This is a genomic window from Rhodococcus sp. NPDC056516 (genome assembly GCF_042794655.1).
Taxonomy (GTDB): domain Bacteria; phylum Actinomycetota; class Actinomycetes; order Mycobacteriales; family Mycobacteriaceae; genus Rhodococcus_F.
In genome coordinates this window covers 184,590-204,167 of record NZ_JBHTTG010000001.1, presented here as the reverse complement: position 1 = coordinate 204,167, position 19,578 = coordinate 184,590, and the positions used below count along the sequence as shown (strand labels likewise).

Sequence of the window (19,578 nt, the reverse complement as noted above, 5' to 3'; positions counted from 1 at the left end):
TGTAGTCCTTTCCAGAGCAGAGTCAGCAGATGGTGTATCGACGATCAGCGGAAGAACTCGCCGCCGTTGACGAACAGCGTCTGCCCGGTCAACATCCGAGCACGATTGGACGCGAAGAAGACCACGGCGTCCGCTACGTCGTCGTCTGCCGGGATTTCACCGAGCGGCATGTTCTTGCTGATCTCGGCGATGATGTCTTCTTCGGGGACCCGACGGTCGGCCGCCGCGAGGCCGACGTAGAGCTGTACCGGCGGTCCCCACATCCACGTGGGAACTACGGTGTTGACACGAATTCGATACTGTCCCAGTTCTTTTGCCAGCGACCACATCGCTGCGTACAGCGCACCCTTGGACGTCGCGTATGCCGATTGGGGCAACTGCGGATGAAACATGGCCTGCGAGCCGATCATGACGACAGCGCCACCGCGCTTCTTCAATTCGGGTAGCGCCGCCTGCGTCAAAGTGAGAGTTCCGATGACGTTGACATCCAACATGGCCTTCCAGGCACTCAGATCGGCACCTTCGAGCCCACCGAACACGTCTTCCTTGGCCGCGACGTTGACCAGCGCATCCACCCGGCCGAAACGTTCGGTGGCAGTATCGATCAAGCGCGAGCACGACTCCGGATCGGCGATGTCCGTCACCGAATAGGCGACGCGAGCGCCGGTCGGATCGATCTCCTCGCAGACGGACTTCAAATTCTCTTCGGTTCTTGCGCCGAGCACCACGTTGGCCCCGTCACGGACTGCAGCCAAAGCGATTTCACGCCCCAGACCGGTTCCGACGCCGGAAATTACCACGGTCGAATCTTCGAGCAATTGAGTCATGACGCGCACCTCCACAGGGCACCCGATGGATAACGTAACGCCGTGTTACGAATATGGAGAAACGTAACACTGCGTTACGCTATTCACAATGGATTTCGAAGAAGTCACCCCGGACAACGTCACCCCAGACGAAGACACCGAACGGCTACGCGGGAGGCCCCGCGATCCCGCCATCGGTGATTCAGCCCTGGCCGCGGCACGCGAGTTGCTGGCCGAGGTCGGCTGGGACAAGACGACGATGGTGGCGATCTCCGAGCGCGCCGGCGTCGGCAAGCCCGCTCTGTACCGTCGGTGGCCGTCCAAGACTCACCTGGTTTTCGAAGCAGTCTTCGGTTGGGTCGACGAGTCTCCGCCCGTCGCCGACGCCACCGACCCCGAAGAATGGGTACGAGCTTCGTGCAACTACACCCTGGAGCTCTTTGCGAAACCCGAGGTGAAGGCGGCATTGCCTGGCCTGCTCTCCGCATTCGCCGAGCGCGGCGACCTGCCGTCGACATTGTGGTCGGAGTTCGGCGGCCCCGGCATCGCCATGCTCGCGCAGATGCTGAACCGCGGCGGGGGCGATGCCGACGCGATGCGGGACGCTCAGGCAACGATGCTGTTCATCGTCGGCGGCACGATGGTCCTGAGAATGCTGATGCCCGAAGACGAATCCGCACCCCTGGTCGAACGAATGCCGGACATATTGCTCCATGGCGTCACGCCGAAGGACCAGGAGATCACATGAGCGCAGCAGAGCCGATCAGGCGCTTCGTGGAGTTCGAAATCGGGACTCGCTAAATCAGGGACTTTGGTCCGAATTTTTGATTTGGACGCTTAACAAGTGTCCGAATTGGGTAGTTTCACATCATCTAACTCGTTCAAAATGTCGATCCAGCGGTCACGTCCAGTGCAGCCAGTCGAACAGGAGTCGGATGAGCAGCCCATTTCGTGATGCCGCTGCACTAACGCTCGACGCGTCTCACCGCGTCGGGCAAGCGCACGTGCCAGGTGCCGTACTCAACGGTCGTTTTCGCCCGCCATCTGCCGTCAAAGGATTGGTCCCGCGTCCGCGCCTGCATCGCAAGCTCACCGCCTCCACAGCCACCAAAGGCTCGGGACCCGGGCCCGTCGGGCTGCTGTCGGCTCCGGCTGGAGCGGGGAAGACCTTGCTGCTGGCCGATTGGGCTCGCGAATACTCGCGCGCCTCCCCTGATGTTGCGCTGGCCTGGCTGACGTTGGCCGAGCGCGACAACAACGTGTCGATACTGTGTGAATCCCTCGCCGAGGCGATCGCGACATCCGTCGACACGTCAGGCCAGAGGCTTCCCGCGCAGACGGGATCCAGGCAACCTGTCGAGCAGTGGCTCGCGCATTTCGCGGAAACCCTCGAAACGCATGAGCGCCGAACAACGTTGATCCTCGACGACGTTCACACCCTTCACGATCCGATGTCGATCAGTCTGCTCGATCGAATACTCATCCAGACGCCTGGCAACCTGTCGATCGTCGTCGCCGCCCGCTACGAACCACCGCTCACGTGGCATCGCCTGGCTCTCGACGGCCGACTCACCCGCTTCGCATCCACCGATCTTGCTTTCGATCGCTCCGAGATCACCGCGATATTCGGTGAGTACAACATCACGCTGGGCGACGACGAGCTTGCAATCGTCGAGAACTTCACCAAGGGGTGGGGCGCCGTCGTTCGCCTCACCGCAGCGTTTCTGGCGGGCCGCAGCGACATCGGCGATGCGCTCGACGAGTTCACGCACACACCCCGCCCGATCGCAGACTTTCTCGTCGACGAGGTACTGACGTCCTTGCCCGAACATGTCACCTCGTTCATGCTGCGGACATCGGTGGTCGATTCTTTCTCCGCCCAATTGGCGGAAACTCTGACCGACTCGAACGCACGATCCGAGATCGACTCGCTGATTCAGTTCAATTTCCCTGTGACCCGCACCGATTCGGCCGATCACACAACGTGGTTCAGTTATCACCCGCTGTTGCGCGAACATCTTCGGGCAGAGTTCCGTCGCGTCGATCACGACGAGAGAAACCGCGCACACCTGCGAGCCGCGTCCTGGTTCGAAAGCAATCACCTCGAACTCGAAGCGCTCGAACTCGAGGTGTCGATCGGCGACCCACGCCGCATTATCGCGTTTCTCGAACGCTGCGGGCTGGGCCTCGTACTCGACGGGCACTGTGGAGACGTCGTGCGAGTCCTCGAATCCGTGTCGACGCAGGTCTCTGAAGCCCCGATCACCCGGCTGGTGCTGGCGGCGGCCGCCCTCCATTCCGGTGACGTCACCTCGGCGACGACGTGCCTCGATCTTCTCGAAGCAACTCATCCACCGATTGCAGACGACCCACTGTTTCAGGCAATGAGCCTGGAAATATCCTGCGTTACGGTAACTTCCGACAGCGAGCCGCTGGCGTCACGTCTGGAGCAGCGTCAGAACAGCACCCACTCCGACGTCGAAGCCTACGCACACATGGAGTTGGCGACTGCGCACTTACTTCGACGTGAGTTCGAAAGGGCGACTGTCGAATACACTCAAGCCGTCGCACTCGGGACGCTGCGGGGCAGGGCGCGATTCGTCTTGAAGTCGCTGACCGGACTGGGCTACGTCGCTTCCCTCAGCGGAGACATCGGGGCCATGAGGGCTCACTCCATCTACGCTCTGGACTATGCGGTCGAACATCGCATCACGACGACTGCGGAGTACGAGTTGTCCGCGTCTGTGGCCGCCTTTGCTGCATATCTCTGCGCTTCGAGTGAGCTTCCGTACCGCATCCCGACGATCGGAAACTACCGGAGCACAGACGTTCTCGGCGCCAGCGCGCCGGCATTCGGGTGGCACTCCGTCGTAACCTTCGGCCTTCACAGTCTCGACGGCTCTACCGACCGACGCTCGACCGCCGCCGATGTCCGCGACGCGATGCTCAGCGCGATCGAATTACGTACCTTCGCGTTCGCGACCTTGGCTCTTCTACCGCCCGTCGTCAACGCGTGCCTTTCCGTCGGCGAAGTGGAATGGGCAGCCCGACTCGTACGGGATGCGGCCGATCGGTTCGGCGAGACCGCGGAGATACATCTCGCGCGGGGTGCCGTCGCCTTCTCGTCCAACAAGTTCGCGGAAGCACTCGCCGAAGTTTCCGAAGCTCTCGGGTCCTCCGAAATCCCGCTGCTCGCACATCACGTCTACGCCTGGACACTCGAAGCAGGGATCCACGCTGCAACAGGTCACGAGCGCAAGTCGTTTCGTTCCCTTCACAAAGCGCTACGCGCCGCGGAAGCCGGTAACTTGCTGCGTCCCTTCCTCGACTACGGCCCGTCCCTGCGGCCGGTGTTCGACGAGTTCAGTGGACATTTCGGCGATCAGGAAGAATTCGCCGAACAGGTACGCAACCGCATTCGTCCCCAAGAATTGGTGAGTGCACCGATCCTCACGCCGGGCGAATACACCGTGCTCCGTGAACTCGCTTCGGGAGACACCACCGAGTCGATTGCCGACACACTGTTCCTGTCCGTCAACACCATCAAGACGCATCTTCGTGGGATCTATCGCAAGTTGGAAGTGAGCAACCGACGCGACGCACTCAAGGCTGCGCGACGCGGCGGACTCATCTGAGCAAGACTGCCTCCATGCCCCCGAAGCTGTATTCCGATACGCGCGATCGACTGACCGTCTGGGCTAGAGGCACACCGAGTCGACGGTTGGCGACCGATGCAACCATCGGGGTCTTCGAAGTCGGACTCGTGGACAGCGCCATGACGTTGGCAGCCCAGGCCTTCACGTCCTTGCTGCCGGTCATGATCGCGGCGTCCACCCTGGAGCAGCTGAAGCCGTTGGCCGATGCCGCCAAGGATGACCTCGGCGTCCAACTCCCCAACGCCGAAATCACCAGCACCTCCACTGCTGCGGCTTTCGGGATCGTCGGCTTGCTCATGCTGCTGATCAGTTCCACGTCCTACGCGCGCGCTCTCGGCCGCATGTACGGGCGTATCTGGAGCGTGCCGACCGCGACGCTTCGTCAAGCGTGGCGATGGATCGCTGTCGTCTTCGTCGTGGCCGGGTCGGTGGTCGGCGCGGCCCTGTGCCGAGAACTGAACAGCGTTCCGGGAGTGGGCAATATCCTGGAATTTTTTGCGGTCTATGTGGTGTGGGCACTCGTCTGGACCGCCGTGCCCATGCTGCTGACGGCCAATCGCATGACCACTCGCATGTGCGTCGGGTCCGGACTGCTCACCGCGACGGGTCTGACCGGCCTGCACGTGGCAGGCACTCTTTTCCTGCCGCGGATGACCAAGACGTCTCAGGACGAATTCGGTCTCCTGGGCGTGATGTTCACCGTCATCGGCTGGCTGTTCATCTTCTCGGCCATCGTGGTTGTCGCGTCGTCGATCGTCGGATCAGTGGCCAAAGATTCCGGTCCGCTGGGAATCTGGCTGCGAACCTCACGCTGAGGTGTTGTCCCGACCTGCAAGCGCTTGCGAGACAGTCGGGTAGACGTCGACCTTCAGCGCGCCCTGGTCGGCGCCGGACAGAACGTCGCGGAATTGTCCGATGTCGCGTGCCACACGGAAACTCACATTCTTGCGAGCCAACGAATCTCGAAGCTGAGCCAGCATCTGGGCCGCGCTGACATCGATGAACGGTGACGTCTCGGCGTCGAGGACGACCATGGTGGTGCCGGCAGTCACCAAACCGGTGATCTGATCACGCACGTGGTCGGCATTGGCGAAGAACATCCCCGCTTCAACCCTGACCACTACGACGCCGTCGAGTGTCTTCAGATCAGGATGACTGCTGGTGTCGACCCAGCGCGTGCCGTCCTTGGCCAGAGCGGCCACATGCGGTTTGGAGACTCGATACAGGAGCAGCAACATCGAGACGGCGATTCCGATGATCAATCCGGGCAAGGTGTCGAACAGCAGGACTCCGAACATCGCCGCGATCGCTGCGGCGAAATCGGCCCGCGCGGCGTGCCCGTAGATGCTACCCAACCGCTTCGTCCACACCCGGTACAGCGCTGCGAGAGAAGAGAAATCGACCAGTTCGATCACTGCTGCGATGACCACGGCCGAGAGCGTCGCTTCTGGCAACTTCTCGAACAAGCCGGTGAGAAACAGCAGTGTCACCAGAGTCAGTGCTGCAACCACCAATCCACTGACCTGTGATTTGGCCCCCGCTCCCCCGTTGACAGCAGTCTTCGAAAGGCTGCCGTTGACCACCATTCCCGAGCAGAGGCCCGATCCCAGGTTTGCCGCGCCCAGTCCAGCCAGTTCACGATTGGCGTCGATTGTGTAACCGGCCTTGGCCGCGTAGGTCTTTGCAGCGCCCAGACCTTCCGCAAATCCGATGAGCAGAACACCCACCGCCGGTCCGACCAGATCGAGGTAGTCCTCAGCTCCCACACCGCTCGGCAGACCCATCGACGGCAGGCCCGAGTCGATGTGTCCGACAATGTCGATGCCACGATCGTCGAGGCCGAACAACGCTACTGCGGTAATGCCCAGCAGCACGACGAGGAGCGAACCCGGTACGAGCGGAAGCCATCTCTTGACGCCCAGGACCATTGCCAGGCTGAGCAATCCGATGATCACGGTCGGTCCGTCGACCTCGCCCAGTTCCTTCACCACTGTCCACGCCTGGACGAAGAAGTTTCCCTCACCTTTGTCCACGCCCAGAAGTTTGGGCACCTGACCGATGATGATCGTGAGCGCCAGACCGACGATGAACCCCTTCAGAACCGGTTCGGAGATGAAGGAGGCGATGAATCCGAGACGCATGAATCCCGCCAAAAGCCCGACGAGCCCGGTCACTATCGCCAAAGCCGCAGACAACGCAATGAATCGTCCGTCGTTTCCTGAAGCCAATGGTGCGATCATCGCTGCGGACAACGCTGCGGTCGCCGACATCGGCCCGACGATCAGATGGCGCGAACTGCCGGCCGCTGCATACAGAATCAGCGACGGCACCGCAGCATAAAGTCCGACCACCGGTGGAACTCCGGCGATGGTGGCGTAGGCGAGCGCTTCCGGGACAAGGACAGCCCACACCGTAAGGCCCGCAATGATGTCGGGGCGAAGCCAATCGCGTTGGTAGTCGGACAACGACCCGAAGACCCACCAGGTCCGTGTATGCGGAGCACTCATAGTCCTTGTACCCCTTTACTGATCTGCATCGCCGCGATCAGGACGAGGAGCCCGACGTTCAGCAAGTGCGTGTTGGTGGCTATCCAGGTGCGGATCTTTTGCAACGGTTCGGTTGCCTCCTCCTTCTTGACCAGTAGGAGCGCGACGGGCACCGCAACCGAGGTCACGGACACCAGCGAGAAGATCACGGCCGAGACGATCTGCGACGTGGGCGCCACGGTGCTGAGCCGAAAGTTCATGGCGGCGGCGATGGCACACGACATGTCGATGGGGTTGAGAACGAAAAGAGCGAAACCGAGCACACCTGACCGCGCCGGTTGGAAATGCTCAACCGATTGCAGCATCTTCGGCAGCTGAGGGGCCGCAGCCACAACGTCGCCAGGGGCAACTGCAGCCGCCATCGCCTGGACGCCGCGGCGGCTGCGCGAGTAGACGAACCAAGCTCCCGCCAGCAGCGTCGCCCCGAGAACGAGATGGATGATGGGCACCCACAGCGGAGGGTGTGTGCGCTGATGAACCTGGAGTGCGGTCAAGATGACGTACGAACCGGCCAGCGCGACAACTATTCCGAGATACCACCCGATCAGGTACGCAATGCTGTTGATACGCGCTCGTTCGGAAAAGAGTACGGCCACAACGGCGACAACCGCCAGCGGGCTCATGATGATCCCGAGCGCCAGCGGGATCTGTTGCAGTAGCAGCGATCCCATAACTACCTCCAGTTGTCAGAGACCGCCGATGCCCTTACCGATGAGAACAACACCGATAACCAGGATCAACACACTCATCACCGTGGCGTTGTTGTCCTGCAACCACACCTTCAGCTCGGCCAGCGGACCACGCAGTCGCTCCGCGGCAACGAGGTAGCCGATCACGGGCACGCACACTGTGCAGGCCGCGATGATCGTGAAAACCAGAATGGCGACAACAACTTCTCCGGAGCCCAATGACGCGGATCCGATCGAGATTCCGGCCGCGATACACATCATCAGATTCTTCGGATTGATCGCAGCCAGAGCGAAGCCCAAGCCGAGGCCTTTGACAGCGGTCATGTCATCGATGGCATGCATCCACTTCGGGGTTTCGTGCTCGCCTCCGCGTCCGCGCCATTGCTTGACTCCGAACGCAAGAAGCAATACACCCAACGCCAGCTTGATCCACGACACTGTCGCTGACGGATCACCTTCGGAGTCACCGAGCTTGCTGGACAGAAGCACGAAGATCACGGTGGCGACGACGATTCCCAGTATCCAGCCCAGCGCGAACCCGACGCTCGTGCTGCCGGCACGCTTGGACAACAACATCAAGATTGCCGCGATGATCGGGATCGGCGATACCGCAACGCCGACCGCGAGGGGTAACAGATCCCCGATGACAGATCCCATGCCGACCTCTTCTCTCTCCCGGTCGACACTAGGGGTGGCGACTCTGCGGAGCCTCACACAAAAGGGATGAACGGACCCGCGACGACATTCACCCGTAGGGGATGACGCCCCGAGCGCGTACGGGAGTAAGACTGGATCCCACGGATGCGGAGTCCTGGATCGGGCAGCGACGCCGATTGCACTTGACGACATGCGATTTCGAGGCTCGGAGCGGCGCCTTCTCGAACCTCATGGCCCTACGAAATGGAGCGGATACTGATGAATGCTCCCACTCGGTATCAATTCCTCATCGACGGCGAAGTGTCGGACCGCGTCAAGGCCGCATTTCCTGAACTCAGTGTCGCCAGTGCCGCCGGCGGGTTCACCAGTTTGTACGGACCCGTCGCGGACCACACGGCTATGCGGAGCATCATGGCCCGTCTCGATTCCCTCGGCCTGACCGTCGCCGAAATGCGTCGGCTCCCAGACTGATCCGAGCCGCCATCCGACGGATTGCCCGCGCACGAGCGATGGTCCCGACCGAGTCGATTCGGTCGGGACCAACTGCTCTCGAGTTGTTCGGCGCCTAGACTCTGTCTCCATCCCAGGTCGCGACGGCCCAGATCACCACGACATCGAGCGCGATGACCAGGATCGACCACAGTGGGTAATACGGCATCCACAAGAAGTTGGCGATGATCGAGAGCGACGCAATGACGATTGCCGCCGCCCTGGCCCACACTGCACCGGTGAAGAGGCCGAGGGCCACCAAAATTCCGATGATGCCCAAGATGATGTGGATCCAACCCCACGTCGTGATGTCGAACTTGTACGTGTAGTTGATACCCACGACAAACAGATTGTTGTCGGCGACGGCCGCGATGCCCTGAAGCAGAGCGACAATGCCTGCGGTGAGCAGCAGAATTGCTGCTGCAAACGTCGTACCGACCGCGAAACCCTGCCGGACAGGGTGATTCGCGGGTTCCCGCGGTGGAGCAGTCATCAGCGTTCCTTTCGACAGAATGCACTTCCCTTACTCAGTCTCGAGGGGCTGGAAAGCGAAAACATCACCCGTCGCGGATGAACCGCAGGTCACCGACCCGTACCCGCTTGTCGGCAACGCAAACCAGACCTGACACCCTTTTCCTCGACTGAACACAGGCTGTGGCGTACTTGTAAGGGAGTTCACTCAACTGAATCTGTGCTCGCTCAGCAGCAGTCGCACTGGTCATCGCTCTCCGACACGTCTCCGACAGTCAGCCGGCCGGTTGGCCGCGCACATCAAGAGCCGTGCAGAAGCCGACACCCCTTTCATCGAGTGAGCACCCTCTCTGGCGCCCTGCAGAGGGTGCTCACTCGACAAAACCAGTGCCCACTCAGCAGCAGTCGCACTCATGCCCGCCCTCGGGCACAGCCACAACCGGGCAGCACGGATCGCCCTTCCACGCGTTGATGCCTTCTTTCACCGCGATGACGGCGATGACCAGTGCCGCAATCGGATCTGCCCACGACCAGCCGAGCAGCGAGTTGAGCAGCAAACCGACAAGCAACACCGCCGAGAGGTAAGTGCAAAGCAGCGTCTGCTTCGAGTCCGCGACCGCCGAGAGTGAACCCAACTCCCGACCTGCTCGGCGCTGCGCATAGGACAGGGCCGGCATGATCGCCAAACTCACTGCAGCCAAGACTATTCCGACAGTTGTGTGCTGCGCTTCGCCCAGACCGAACAGTGACCGGATCGCGTCGAACGACACATACGCAGCGAGCCCGAAGAACGAGAAGGCAATCACTCGCAGTGCCGTCTTCTCACGACTCGCCGGATCCGGAGCCGAAAACTGCCAGGCGACCGCTGCCGCCGAGGACACTTCGATCACCGAATCAAGACCGAACCCGAACAGGGCCGCGGAAGACACTCGCGTCCCCTCCGTCAACGCGATGATCGCCTCGACGACGTTGTAGCTGATCGTGATCGCCACGAAGATGCGAATTCTTCTCGACAAGAGCGCTCGTCGGGCAGCCGACTGACCGACGTGATCGAGCGGCGCAACCATCAGCAGCACCCCTCTGACTCGCTGTCCGGGCAGTACGACGGATCCACCGCGAGAACGACCCCGAGCAGGTCGTCGAGAGCCTGACCGATATGTGCGTCGGCGAGTTCGTATCTGGTCCGGCGCCCTTCGGGGACGGCCACCACCAAGCCGCAGCCACGCAGACAGGCCAGATGGTTGGACAGCTTCTGCCTGGTCACAGCCAATGTTTCGGCGAGGTCGGACGGATACCGGGGTGAGGTCTTCAGCTCGAGCAGTATCCGTGTTCGAGTCTCGTCGGACAGTGCATGCCCAAACCTCGCAAGCACCGCCACGTTGGTCACCACATTCATGCCCTCGACATCCATGCGAACGACAGTACATCGAAATCTGTATTCAGAAAACAGTGAACTCCAATGGTTCAAGATCCGGCCATCGGGTACCGCAAGCCTGGAACGCTCGACCAGACTTCGACCAGCGGGAGCCCGCATCAGATGAACCGCACAAAAATCGACGATCACATAGCGATGCCAGAACTTCCGACGGCCGGCAGTATCTTTCATGCCTCCTGGCCGGTGCGAACAGGGGACATTCACACCGACAAAAGCCTGCGCCTCGACGCGATCGCGCGATACCTCCAAGATGCGGGCTTCGACAATCTTGTCGACCGCGGCGCCATGGAGACCCATCCACTGTGGATGGTGAGGAGGACGGTGATCGACGTACTCGAACCCGTCGTCTGGCCGGATCGAGTTCACCTGCAGCGCTGGTGTTCCGGACTCTCCAGCAAGTGGTGTTCGATGCGGGTTCGTATCAAGTCCGATGCCGGTGGGTTGATCGAAACCGAGGCGTTCTGGATCAACATCGACCCGAAGACGGGAATGCCCGCAACCATCAGTGAAAAGTTCACCGCCGCGCTTGCGTCGACCGCAATCGACCAGCATCTCCACTGGCGTCGGTGGATCGACCCGGCCCCTGACACGACGCCGTCAACGGATACGCCGTTCCCATTGCGCTCGAGCGATTTCGACCCCTTCGATCATGTGAACAACGCGATCTACTGGCAGCCTGTGGAAGATGCGCTGACCGATGACCTGAGGCGCGGACCATTTCGGGCGATCCTCGAGTACACGCAGCCCATCAAAAGAGGTGAGCAGGTGACTGCGCGAGGGGGCACGAACACCCTGCACATCGACGCCGGCGGTGAAGCGCGTGCGTCGGCGCGCTGGTTCGCCTTGACTCCGAAGAGCAGCGATCAGGGGTGAAGTTTTCCGAATCCCACAACGGCAGAGTCGGATTGCCAGTCCAGATCGTGCACCCTCACCTTGCCGAACTCGTTGCCGCCAACCGTGATCGCTGTATCGCCGTCCACTGCCACCACGATGTTGGTGTGCTGACCGACCCATCTCGAACTGTCGTAGATCACCACATCACCCACGTTCGGGGTGTATCCGCTGCCGTTCCCGGCGTATGCGCCGATCCCCTGGTAGTACTCCTGCAAGGTGTACACCCCCGGGATGCGCCAGCTGCCGGAGTTCGGGTTCGACAACTGCCGACCCGCTTCCCTCATGATCCAGCTGACAAAATCGGCGCACCACTCTTCGTCGATACCGTCGGAATAGAAGGTGCCCGGGCGATCCTGCTCGTGCTCGGATCGGAGTAGTTCGAGCACACGAGCCTGGTCCGAAGTCACCGAACTGGCGTCGACCGTCGGGAACTCGGCGGTATCCCAGGGCAGATATCGCGATGGCGCGACCACGACGGCCACCGCACCAACCACGATGACGACGCCGAGCACTCCGGCAATCCAGAGCAAGATACGGCGGCGACGATTGGGTTCGGCAGGACTCACCCTTACGAGTGTGCCAGTCAGCCGAGAATCAAAGCGCCAACCATCTCCATGACCTGGCACTTCTCACCAAACCCACACGAATGTGCCATCAAACTATTGCTATGGCACCAAAGTGATGCCATAGTGATGCCATGGACTTGACACCGTACGTCGACAACCTTCGCCACGAACTCGCGGTGGCAGCCGAAGCAGGAGGAGACGACGCAAAGGCACTCGCCGATCGTTTGACCGCACCGCTGGAATCAGCAGTGCGACTCACCCTTCTCGACGCATTGTCTGCGGCAGCTGCCGAGATCACGCGTGACCTCGCCCCGGGTTCGGTGGACCTGCGCCTGCGGGGACGCGAACCCGAATTCGTGGTGGCACCGGCCATCAGTGAACCGGCTCCAGCCCCCATCGAAGAGGAACCGACTCCGGCACCGCGTCCCGTCACGGAGTCCGACGACGCCTCGATGACTCGAATCAACCTGCGTCTGGGGCAAGACCTCAAAGACCGGATCGAGGCGGCGGCCCGGGAAGCCGGGATCTCCGTCAACGCGTGGCTGGTTCGCTCGGCTGCAACGGCTCTGGAAGGCGGCATGAACAGAAGCATTCCGAGACAACGCACGTCCCAAGGTTCCGAAAGCTTCACCGGCTGGGTGCACTGACACCGGCCTACTTTTTCGCACCACCCTCTTTCACCAACCGAGACAACCTCATCGGGAGTATCACCATGCCTACATTCAGCACACCTGACCCCATCACCTTGAGCTTCGACGTGGCAGTCGGGCACATCCGGATCACGGCGAGCGACCGCAACGACACTGTCGTGGAAGTGCTGCCCAGCAACTCGTCTCGCGAGGTCGACGTTCGAATCGCTGAACAAACGCGCGTCGAATTCGCGGGTGGCCGGCTGCAGATCAAGACTCCGAAACAGCGCGGCCTCGGCATTTTCGGGAAGACAGGATCTGTCGACATCTCCGTGCAACTTCCGTCCGCCTCGGAACTCGAAGGCACTGCCGCAGTTGCCAGCCTCCGCGCCGACGGCACTCTCGGACGATCCCGCGTGAAGGTCTCGGCCGGCGATTGCACACTGGACACCACGGGACCGCTCAACGTCAGCACCGGGGCCGGCGCGATCACCGTCGAGCATGTAGCCGGTGACATCGACACGAGCACCGGGTCCGGAAGCATCCGCATCGGCCGCGTCGACGGCAACGCGGAGGTCAAGAATTCCAACGGCGACATCAACATCGGCACGATCACAGGCGCGCTGAAGGCAAAGACCGCCAACGGCAGTGTCGCCGTGGAGCACGCCGAGTCCGACGCAACGGCCGCAACCGCCAACGGCGACATACGTTTCGAGACCATCGAGAGCGGAGTCGTATCTGCAAAGACGGCTGCCGGGCGAATCCATATCGGCGTTCGATCCGGAACCGCCGCGCGATTCGACGCTCATACGTCCTTCGGTCGCGTCGACAACCAGATGAATGCCACGCACGGACCGGCTTCGACCGAACGCCGAGTAGACGTCCGGGCGCACACCAGCTACGGCGACATCGTCATTCGACGTTCGGAGCCTCGAGAAGAATCCAACAAGAAGATCTAGCGAAAGGAACGCTGATGTCCCGTAAACCAGCCATCACCGCGACGGGCCTGAAGAAGGCCTACGACGACAAGACGGTACTGGACGGAATCGACATCTCCGTCGACCGCGGAACCGTCTTTGCGCTCCTCGGTCCCAACGGCGCCGGCAAGACCACCATCGTGGAAATTCTCTCGACCCTCGTTCCGGCAGACGGCGGCGACATCCGCATCGCCGGGTACAACCCTTCCGACGATCCCGACGCGGTGCGTTCACGCATCGGCGTCACCGGGCAGTTCTCGGCGGTCGACGACTATCTGTCCGGTGAGGAAAACCTTCTCCTCATGGCCGACCTACATCATCTCGGTAAAGACGAACGCCGAACTCGCACTGACGAACTCCTGAAGAAGTTCGATCTGGTCGACTCCGCAGACAAGCTGGCCTCGACCTACTCGGGCGGCATGCGCCGACGGCTCGACCTGGCAATGACGTTGATCGGGCGGCCGGAGATCATCTTCCTGGACGAACCCACCACCGGTCTCGACCCCCGGAGTCGACGCACAATGTGGCAGATCATCCGGGAGTTGGTCAAGGGCGGTGTCACCATCTTCCTCACGACGCAGTACCTCGAGGAAGCTGATCAGCTGGCCGACCACATCGCCGTCCTCGACCAGGGACGGATAGTCGCCCAAGGTACGGCGGCGGAACTCAAGCGGCACATCCCCGGCGGCCACATTCGACTCCATTTCTTCGACCGAGATCAACTCGATACTGCTGCAGCTGTTTTCGACGAATCATCGCGTGATGACGCCGCCTATGTCCTCCAGGTCCCCAGCGACGGGGGTGTCCGCTCGCTGCGTTCTCTTCTCGACCAACTCGACGCCCACTCGATCGACGTCAAGGAACTCTCCGTACACACACCGGACCTGGACGACGTGTTCCTGACTCTGACCGCCACCGAAAGGACCGACGCGCGATGACCACCATGACGCTTGCCTATCAGGACTCGAAAACCATGCTGCGTCGCAGTATTCGACACATCCTTCGATATCCGTCGATGACTGTGATGCTTGTCGGGATGCCAGTCGTCTTCCTGCTGCTGTTCGTCTACGTGCTCGGTGGGACGCTCGGGAACGGCCTCGGCCCCGGCGGTGGTGGCCGAGCCGAGTACGTCAATTACGTTGCACCGGCGATCATTCTGATGACCGTGGCATCTGCGGCACAAGGTACTGCCATCTCCGTCGCAACCGATATGACCGCGGGGATCATTGCACGATTCCGCACGATGGCGATCACGCGCACGTCCGTCCTGACCGGTCACGTTCTCGGCAGTCTCCTTCAGACGATTGTCAGCCTCGTTGTTGTCATCGCCGTGGCGATAGCCGTCGGCTTCCGGCCGACTGCAGGCTTCGTGGAATGGGTCGCGGCGTTTGCACTTCTCATCCTGGTCTCCATCGCCATGATCTGGTTGTCCGTTGCCTTCGGCCTCGTCAGCAAGAGCGTCGAGACGGCCAGCAATCTCCCGATGGTGTTGATCCTCTTACCTTTCCTGGGAAGCGGATTTGTCCCCACCGACTCGATGCCGACCGTGTTGCGATGGTTCGCAGAGTATCAGCCGTTCACTCCGATCATCGAGACTCTTCGAGGACTTCTTCTCGGCGAAGCTATCGGGAACAACGCGATACTCGCGATCGGATGGTGCGTCGCCATCACCATCCTCTCCTACCTCTGGGCGCGGAGTTTGTTCAACCGACGCCCGGTGCGCTGACCTCGAAACACATGTTCTTCGAGAACGGGTACGGTGTCGCTGTCGTCGAGTTCCGAGGCGATGGCGACGTCGTGTGGAAACCCCATGGCGATCAACTCGCGTCCTGAGGCACAGTCCCGCAGGCGGTCCTCGTATGAATCCGACACCGCCGCCCACGCATCCGCCGCCATCCGCGCCTCGGGCGATACCTCACCGCTCCAACCAGTCGAGGCAAGAGCCGTCACAACAGCGCCAACGCCCCACAAATCCTCCACGGCAGGACGCAACTCTCCACCGGGCCACTTCTCCCCGGATGCGACTATCGCAACTCGCGATCCCGGACCATGTTCGTGCACAATCCAATCCGCGACGGCGGAAGCGTTCCTCAATGAAGCGCCGACACACACCGCAACCTCGGACGCCAACGCAAACGCGATAGTCGACCCGTTCGGCGACGGCAGTACCAGCCGACTCGGCACCTCGGCCTCGCGAATCGTACTGGGAGACAGACTGATCTGCCCCTCTCTGGCCACACTTCGTCGCACAGCCAGAACCGCATCGGCATCGCGTGCGTAGTCGACTGCGCTCTCGTCGTTCCAGGAAAAGGGAAGTACGTCGATTCCCGCGTCGGCGGCGACGCTCAGCGTGGTCGTGAACGAGAGGACGTCGACCACGACCGCTATATCGACGCCCGCCGCGATCGCCTCGGCGCCGCGCAGGCCCCAGTCGAATCGAAGTCCGTACTCGAGTTGGCGGTGCTCCTGATTCATGTGGGCAAGTCTCTCAGAAAGTAAGCAGCTTCTCCGGCACGCGTAAATCCTCGTGCTCGTACATTGCTCGCACGGCAGCGGAATCGTCGGCGGCGCACACGGCGGCGATGTCGTCGAGCAGTGCGTCGTACTCCTCTCCTGTCTTTCCGTCGTAGGCATCGGTCATGCGGCCCCACTCGTCCCACGGCAGAGTTTCGACTTTGTTCACCGCGGCAAGATCTTTCACAGCGTTGCCGCGGATCTCGGCTGCTCCCCAGTTCTGGGTTCCGTACACCCCGAACTGGGACGCGTCGATCTCGCCGCGTCGATACGCCAGCCACGCCTCACCACCACCGAGGAATTCTCCCGGTTGCAGATCATGGGCGTGAGGAAGGACGTTCTGTCCGAGGATCTCGGAATCGATGCGGATCCACCGCTTGCCCGCGTCGTCCCAGTACTCGGTGATCCAGTGGTCCACGCCCTGTCCCGGTTGAAAGTAGGTGGCAAAACCACAACGGACCCGGGCGGCAAAACCGCGGTAGCGCAGAAACGCACAACTCAAAACTGCAAAGTGCCGACAGGTTCCGACGACCCGCTTGTCGGGTTCCCGGGCGGCGGTCACCGGTGCCGGATCGAGCGCAAGCAGGCGTTGGAGCAGAACGCTTACCGGCCGGATCTGGTTTTCGTCGAATCGGTCGGCAGGCAGATTCAGCGACTGAGCATCGGCGGGTTGGACCACCAGGTACGGCACTACCCGGCATATTTTCACGGGGTCGGTGGAGATCGACTCGAGGGCGAGCAGGTCCACCTTGTCGATGCGGGTGAACGGTCCTGCTGATGTGTAGTCGAGAACCGCCGTCATGGGCGGAGGTTAACAAACACTGCCGACACAGCCACTCCACTATGGTTAGGGTCCCATAACAATGAAACCCGAGGTTGCCGTGAACCCTATGTTGAGTCGCCGTGCCATGCTGTCCGTCACCTTCGCCACGGCAGCAGGTTTTGCCCTTGCTGCCTGCGGCGACAGTGCAAAAGACGAATCCACTCCCGGCACCGAAGGTGCTCACGCCGAGGCCAACGCCTTCCCGGTGACGATCGACCACAAGTTCGGCTCCACCACCATCGAGCAGGCACCCAGCCGCATCGCAGCAGTCGGCATCGGCGACGCAGACGTACTGCTCTCCCTCGGACTGACTCCCGTCCTGGTCCCGGTGTGGAAGGGCTCGACCGACGACGGAATCGGCGTCTGGGCCGACTCTGCAGTCCAGGGCGCCGAGCCGACGCCATTGGCCAACGCCACCACCGATTTCGACATCGAAACGATCGTGGCTGCAGCGCCTGACTTGATCATCGCCGTCAACAACGCGATCGACGAGGATCTGTACAAGCAGCTCAGCGCCATCGCGCCGACGGTGCTGCACGCCGCCGATCAGACGGATTGGGTTCTGCCCTGGCAGGAAGTCACGACCCGCATCGGCACCGCTGTCGGCGTTCCCGCGCAGGCGAAGCAGGAGGTCCGGGAAGTGGAGGACCTCATCGTCCGTACTCGCGCGGAAAACCCCCAGTTCGAGGGCAAGACAGCAGCTCTCGTCATTCGCTGGAGTGATGGAAATCTTCGAGCGTTCAGCCCCGAGGCGGCGCGCGCTCAGCTGCTCACGCAACTGGGGTTCACGGCGCCTGCCGCACTGAAGGATCGGTTCGCGAGCAAGCTGAACTACGAGATCTCCGCCGAGAACTACGACCTTCTCGAGTGCGACTACCTGCTCTTCGACAACTACGAGAAGGCTCGTCCCGAGATGGAGTCGCAGCCGGCATTCACCAATCTGAACGTGGTCAAGACCGGCGGCCTGATCAGCTTGGACCCCATCGTCAGCGACGCGGTGTCCATGCCGAACCCGCTCACCATTCCGTTTGTGCTGGAAGATTTCGTCGCAAAGATCAATCAGACGATCGCGGGTCGATAACCTTCGTTCGGCCGGACCACACCCACAACACCACAGCCGACACGGCCACGCAGAGCGCAACCATCACCCACGGTGACGCCGGCGCTGCGTGGCCGTTGTCGACGAGGTCGTACACGAATCCGACTCCCACCGTTCCCAGGAGCGCGAGCAGTCCGCCGATCGTGTTGAGCATGCCGAAGTGCGCTCCGAGGTTGCTTTCACGACCGAGAATCGCGATGGTGTCTCGCATCGGCGGCACCATCAACATCTGTCCCAGGTGCAGCAGCCCGATCCACACCGCCAGACCAACTATCTGCGTCGACGCCGAAGCTGCGGCGCTGACGCCGGTGACCAGCGGAACCAGAAACGACACCGAAATGAGTGCAAGCCCGAAGGTGATCGCGCGCCGATGCCCGATGCGGTGGGCCACCGCGACCGTCGGCCCTTGCCCGACGATCACCAATACCGCTGCGCCCACGTAGAACCATCCCAGCGCCGCCTGCGAACCGACTCCGCGCTCGAGCTGTTCCGGAAGCATCAGGTACAGCTGGCTGTACGCAACCAGCTGAAAACTGCAGAGCGTCGCGAAGAGCAGAAAGTTGTTGTTGGTCAGGACGCTTCGCCAGACGTCGCGCAGCGTATAGGTCGACACCGGGCCGTCGTGTGCATCGCCCGGTCGGGGGAACCAGATGAAGAACCCGACCCACATGATCGCGAAGAGCAACGCGGCGCTCGACGCCGTCCACGAGAACGGAAACATCAGGAGTGCAGCTCCCAGCGCGGGACCGATCACGGTTCCCAGGCGGCTGCACATCTGTTCCACTGCAAACAAATCGGTACGGCGCATAACTCCGGCGGACTCGAGTTCGCGTCCGTATTCCGCGTTGGCCGACTCCACGGCGGGTGCGAAGAGCGCGGCAGCGAAGCCGACCAGGAGCACGCCGACGATCACGGCGGTCATGCTTTCGGCCAGACCGAGCATCAGGAAACCGACCACACGAACGGCTATGCCCAGGAGGATGATCGGACGCTTGCCGAACCTGTCGGCGAGGCTTCCACCGATGAAGAACATGCCCTGCTGACTGAACATCCGAAGCCCGAGGACCAGGCCGACAATCCAGGCCGCAAATCCGAGGTCCTCCGAAAGGTGCACCGCCAGAAAGGGGACAACCAGATAGAACCCGATGTTGAACAGCACCATCGAGAGGAGGAGCAACTTCACCACCGGCGGCAGGCCACGAACCTTCGCGAAGGTCTTGTTACCGGGGAAACGCTCACTGAGTACCACGATCAGAAGACTATTGCCCGCACGGCGTTCTGTGGAAATTTGCCATTTTGCAATTGGTTAACTGTCCGTTTAGGTAGC

Annotated in this window: 21 protein-coding genes; 10 read left to right on the top strand and 11 right to left on the bottom strand. The window is 61.6% G+C overall.

From position 1 onward, the window contains the following. Positions 1–44 precede the first annotated feature (44 nt). Positions 45–827 (bottom strand): SDR family oxidoreductase, encoded by a 783-nt coding sequence (locus tag ACFQ6Y_RS00910; RefSeq protein WP_378530600.1) that lies wholly within the window; start codon positions 825–827, stop codon positions 45–47. An 88-nt stretch (positions 828–915) separates the two neighbouring features. On the opposite strand from ACFQ6Y_RS00910, the gene ACFQ6Y_RS00905 reads away from it, so the two are divergent. From ACFQ6Y_RS00905 to ACFQ6Y_RS00895, 3 genes are all read left to right on the top strand, one after another. Next, positions 916–1,554, top strand: a complete 639-nt coding sequence (locus ACFQ6Y_RS00905; protein WP_378627888.1) for a TetR/AcrR family transcriptional regulator — start codon at positions 916–918, stop codon at positions 1,552–1,554. A gap of 187 nt (positions 1,555–1,741) precedes the next feature. Continuing rightward, the gene (locus ACFQ6Y_RS00900) at positions 1,742–4,441 is read left to right on the top strand and encodes a LuxR C-terminal-related transcriptional regulator (protein WP_378627884.1); all 2,700 of its coding nucleotides are present in this window, start codon (positions 1,742–1,744) and stop codon (positions 4,439–4,441) included. A gap of 14 nt (positions 4,442–4,455) precedes the next feature. Continuing rightward, positions 4,456–5,277 carry a hypothetical protein gene (locus tag ACFQ6Y_RS00895; protein ID WP_378627882.1) on the top strand — a complete coding sequence of 274 codons (822 nt, stop codon included), beginning with the start codon at positions 4,456–4,458 and terminating at the stop codon, positions 5,275–5,277. On the opposite strand, the gene ACFQ6Y_RS00890 is transcribed toward ACFQ6Y_RS00895, so the two are convergent. From ACFQ6Y_RS00890 to ACFQ6Y_RS00880, 3 genes are read right to left on the bottom strand one after another with little or no spacing between them, the layout of a single operon-like run. Continuing rightward, positions 5,269–6,969 carry a SulP family inorganic anion transporter gene (locus ACFQ6Y_RS00890; protein WP_378627879.1) on the bottom strand — a complete coding sequence of 567 codons (1,701 nt, stop codon included), beginning with the start codon at positions 6,967–6,969 and terminating at the stop codon, positions 5,269–5,271. The genes ACFQ6Y_RS00895 and ACFQ6Y_RS00890 overlap by 9 nt on opposite strands. Further along, positions 6,966–7,679 carry a GAP family protein gene (locus ACFQ6Y_RS00885; RefSeq protein WP_378627875.1) on the bottom strand — a complete coding sequence of 238 codons (714 nt, stop codon included), beginning with the start codon at positions 7,677–7,679 and terminating at the stop codon, positions 6,966–6,968. Before ACFQ6Y_RS00885 ends, ACFQ6Y_RS00890 begins: the two co-directional genes overlap by 4 nt. A 15-nt stretch (positions 7,680–7,694) precedes the next feature. Further along, on the bottom strand, positions 7,695–8,354 hold the full coding sequence (locus tag ACFQ6Y_RS00880; RefSeq protein WP_378627846.1) for a GAP family protein: 660 nt from the start codon (positions 8,352–8,354) through the stop codon (positions 7,695–7,697). Positions 8,355–8,612: 258 nt separating this feature from the next. Here ACFQ6Y_RS00880 and ACFQ6Y_RS00875 point away from each other — a divergent pair, with 258 nt between their 5' ends. Continuing rightward, complete coding sequence (locus ACFQ6Y_RS00875) at positions 8,613–8,825, top strand: hypothetical protein (RefSeq protein WP_003943015.1); 213 nt, start codon at positions 8,613–8,615, stop codon at positions 8,823–8,825. Positions 8,826–8,919: 94 nt separating this feature from the next. Here ACFQ6Y_RS00875 and ACFQ6Y_RS00870 read toward each other — a convergent pair whose 3' ends face one another. The 3 genes from ACFQ6Y_RS00870 to ACFQ6Y_RS00860 form a co-directional block, all read right to left on the bottom strand. Beyond that, positions 8,920–9,336, bottom strand: a complete 417-nt coding sequence (locus ACFQ6Y_RS00870; protein ID WP_378530586.1) for a hypothetical protein — start codon at positions 9,334–9,336, stop codon at positions 8,920–8,922. 373 nt (positions 9,337–9,709) lie between these two features. After that, entirely contained in the window at positions 9,710–10,381 is a 672-nt protein-coding gene (locus ACFQ6Y_RS00865; protein WP_378627844.1) for a cation transporter, read from the bottom strand. Further along, on the bottom strand, positions 10,381–10,725 hold the full coding sequence (locus ACFQ6Y_RS00860; RefSeq protein ID WP_378530582.1) for an ArsR/SmtB family transcription factor: 345 nt from the start codon (positions 10,723–10,725) through the stop codon (positions 10,381–10,383). The genes ACFQ6Y_RS00865 and ACFQ6Y_RS00860 overlap by 1 nt, the downstream gene beginning before the upstream one ends. Positions 10,726–10,851: 126 nt before the next feature. Here ACFQ6Y_RS00860 and ACFQ6Y_RS00855 point away from each other — a divergent pair, with 126 nt between their 5' ends. Next, positions 10,852–11,622, top strand: a complete 771-nt coding sequence (locus tag ACFQ6Y_RS00855; protein ID WP_378629767.1) for an acyl-[acyl-carrier-protein] thioesterase — start codon at positions 10,852–10,854, stop codon at positions 11,620–11,622. On the opposite strand, the gene ACFQ6Y_RS00850 is transcribed toward ACFQ6Y_RS00855, so the two are convergent. Then, a complete protein-coding gene (locus tag ACFQ6Y_RS00850; protein WP_378627842.1) occupies positions 11,613–12,209 on the bottom strand; it encodes a CHAP domain-containing protein in 597 nt (198 codons plus the stop codon). The genes ACFQ6Y_RS00855 and ACFQ6Y_RS00850 overlap by 10 nt on opposite strands. A 131-nt stretch (positions 12,210–12,340) precedes the next feature. On the opposite strand from ACFQ6Y_RS00850, the gene ACFQ6Y_RS00845 reads away from it, so the two are divergent. From ACFQ6Y_RS00845 to ACFQ6Y_RS00830, 4 genes are all read left to right on the top strand, one after another. Continuing rightward, the gene (locus ACFQ6Y_RS00845; RefSeq protein WP_378530576.1) at positions 12,341–12,856 is read left to right on the top strand and encodes a toxin-antitoxin system HicB family antitoxin; all 516 of its coding nucleotides are present in this window, start codon (positions 12,341–12,343) and stop codon (positions 12,854–12,856) included. Positions 12,857–12,921: 65 nt separating this feature from the next. Beyond that, the gene (locus ACFQ6Y_RS00840) at positions 12,922–13,797 is read left to right on the top strand and encodes a DUF4097 domain-containing protein (RefSeq protein WP_378530574.1); all 876 of its coding nucleotides are present in this window, start codon (positions 12,922–12,924) and stop codon (positions 13,795–13,797) included. 14 nt (positions 13,798–13,811) lie between these two features. Then, positions 13,812–14,753 (top strand): ATP-binding cassette domain-containing protein, encoded by a 942-nt coding sequence (locus ACFQ6Y_RS00835; RefSeq protein ID WP_378447577.1) that lies wholly within the window; start codon positions 13,812–13,814, stop codon positions 14,751–14,753. Then, complete coding sequence (locus tag ACFQ6Y_RS00830) at positions 14,750–15,541, top strand: ABC transporter permease (protein ID WP_378627840.1); 792 nt, start codon at positions 14,750–14,752, stop codon at positions 15,539–15,541. The genes ACFQ6Y_RS00835 and ACFQ6Y_RS00830 overlap by 4 nt, the downstream gene beginning before the upstream one ends. Here ACFQ6Y_RS00830 and ACFQ6Y_RS00825 read toward each other — a convergent pair. Both ACFQ6Y_RS00825 and ACFQ6Y_RS00820 read right to left on the bottom strand, forming a co-directional pair. After that, entirely contained in the window at positions 15,496–16,290 is a 795-nt protein-coding gene (locus ACFQ6Y_RS00825; RefSeq protein ID WP_378627838.1) for a 2-phosphosulfolactate phosphatase, read from the bottom strand. The two genes, ACFQ6Y_RS00830 and ACFQ6Y_RS00825, sit on opposite strands and share 46 nt — an antisense overlap. Positions 16,291–16,303: 13 nt before the next feature. Beyond that, complete coding sequence (locus ACFQ6Y_RS00820; RefSeq protein ID WP_378627836.1) at positions 16,304–17,131, bottom strand: transglutaminase domain-containing protein; 828 nt, start codon at positions 17,129–17,131, stop codon at positions 16,304–16,306. Between the two features lie 88 nt (positions 17,132–17,219). Here ACFQ6Y_RS00820 and ACFQ6Y_RS00815 point away from each other — a divergent pair, with 88 nt between their 5' ends. Next, positions 17,220–18,233 carry an ABC transporter substrate-binding protein gene (locus ACFQ6Y_RS00815; RefSeq protein ID WP_378627833.1) on the top strand — a complete coding sequence of 338 codons (1,014 nt, stop codon included), beginning with the start codon at positions 17,220–17,222 and terminating at the stop codon, positions 18,231–18,233. On the opposite strand, the gene ACFQ6Y_RS00810 is transcribed toward ACFQ6Y_RS00815, so the two are convergent. Further along, positions 18,208–19,500: an MFS transporter gene (locus ACFQ6Y_RS00810; protein WP_378627831.1), complete on the bottom strand. Its 1,293-nt coding sequence runs from the start codon at positions 19,498–19,500 to the stop codon at positions 18,208–18,210. The genes ACFQ6Y_RS00815 and ACFQ6Y_RS00810 overlap by 26 nt on opposite strands. Positions 19,501–19,578 lie beyond the last annotated feature (78 nt).

Bases quoted from the DNA above. Each gene is read 5' to 3' on its own strand.
- ACFQ6Y_RS00865 (WP_378627844.1), bottom strand. From the start codon at position 10,381: ATGGTTGCGCCGCTCGATCACGTCGGTCAGTCGGCTGCCCGACGAGCG.
- ACFQ6Y_RS00880 (WP_378627846.1), bottom strand. From the start codon at position 8,354: ATGGGATCTGTCATCGGGGATCTGTTACCCCTCGCGGTCGGCGTTGCG.
- ACFQ6Y_RS00905 (WP_378627888.1), top strand. From the start codon at position 916: ATGGATTTCGAAGAAGTCACCCCGGACAACGTCACCCCAGACGAAGAC.
- ACFQ6Y_RS00855 (WP_378629767.1), top strand. From the start codon at position 10,852: ATGAACCGCACAAAAATCGACGATCACATAGCGATGCCAGAACTTCCG.
- ACFQ6Y_RS00835 (WP_378447577.1), top strand. From the start codon at position 13,812: ATGTCCCGTAAACCAGCCATCACCGCGACGGGCCTGAAGAAGGCCTAC.
- ACFQ6Y_RS00840 (WP_378530574.1), top strand. From the start codon at position 12,922: ATGCCTACATTCAGCACACCTGACCCCATCACCTTGAGCTTCGACGTG.
- ACFQ6Y_RS00815 (WP_378627833.1), top strand. From the start codon at position 17,220: ATGTTGAGTCGCCGTGCCATGCTGTCCGTCACCTTCGCCACGGCAGCA.
- ACFQ6Y_RS00825 (WP_378627838.1), bottom strand. From the start codon at position 16,290: ATGAATCAGGAGCACCGCCAACTCGAGTACGGACTTCGATTCGACTGG.
- ACFQ6Y_RS00875 (WP_003943015.1), top strand. From the start codon at position 8,613: ATGAATGCTCCCACTCGGTATCAATTCCTCATCGACGGCGAAGTGTCG.
- ACFQ6Y_RS00830 (WP_378627840.1), top strand. From the start codon at position 14,750: ATGACCACCATGACGCTTGCCTATCAGGACTCGAAAACCATGCTGCGT.
- ACFQ6Y_RS00845 (WP_378530576.1), top strand. From the start codon at position 12,341: ATGGACTTGACACCGTACGTCGACAACCTTCGCCACGAACTCGCGGTG.
- ACFQ6Y_RS00820 (WP_378627836.1), bottom strand. From the start codon at position 17,131: ATGACGGCGGTTCTCGACTACACATCAGCAGGACCGTTCACCCGCATC.
- ACFQ6Y_RS00895 (WP_378627882.1), top strand. From the start codon at position 4,456: ATGCCCCCGAAGCTGTATTCCGATACGCGCGATCGACTGACCGTCTGG.
- ACFQ6Y_RS00885 (WP_378627875.1), bottom strand. From the start codon at position 7,679: ATGGGATCGCTGCTACTGCAACAGATCCCGCTGGCGCTCGGGATCATC.
- ACFQ6Y_RS00870 (WP_378530586.1), bottom strand. From the start codon at position 9,336: ATGACTGCTCCACCGCGGGAACCCGCGAATCACCCTGTCCGGCAGGGT.
- ACFQ6Y_RS00860 (WP_378530582.1), bottom strand. From the start codon at position 10,725: ATGGATGTCGAGGGCATGAATGTGGTGACCAACGTGGCGGTGCTTGCG.
- ACFQ6Y_RS00910 (WP_378530600.1), bottom strand. From the start codon at position 827: ATGACTCAATTGCTCGAAGATTCGACCGTGGTAATTTCCGGCGTCGGA.
- ACFQ6Y_RS00890 (WP_378627879.1), bottom strand. From the start codon at position 6,969: ATGAGTGCTCCGCATACACGGACCTGGTGGGTCTTCGGGTCGTTGTCC.
- ACFQ6Y_RS00900 (WP_378627884.1), top strand. From the start codon at position 1,742: ATGAGCAGCCCATTTCGTGATGCCGCTGCACTAACGCTCGACGCGTCT.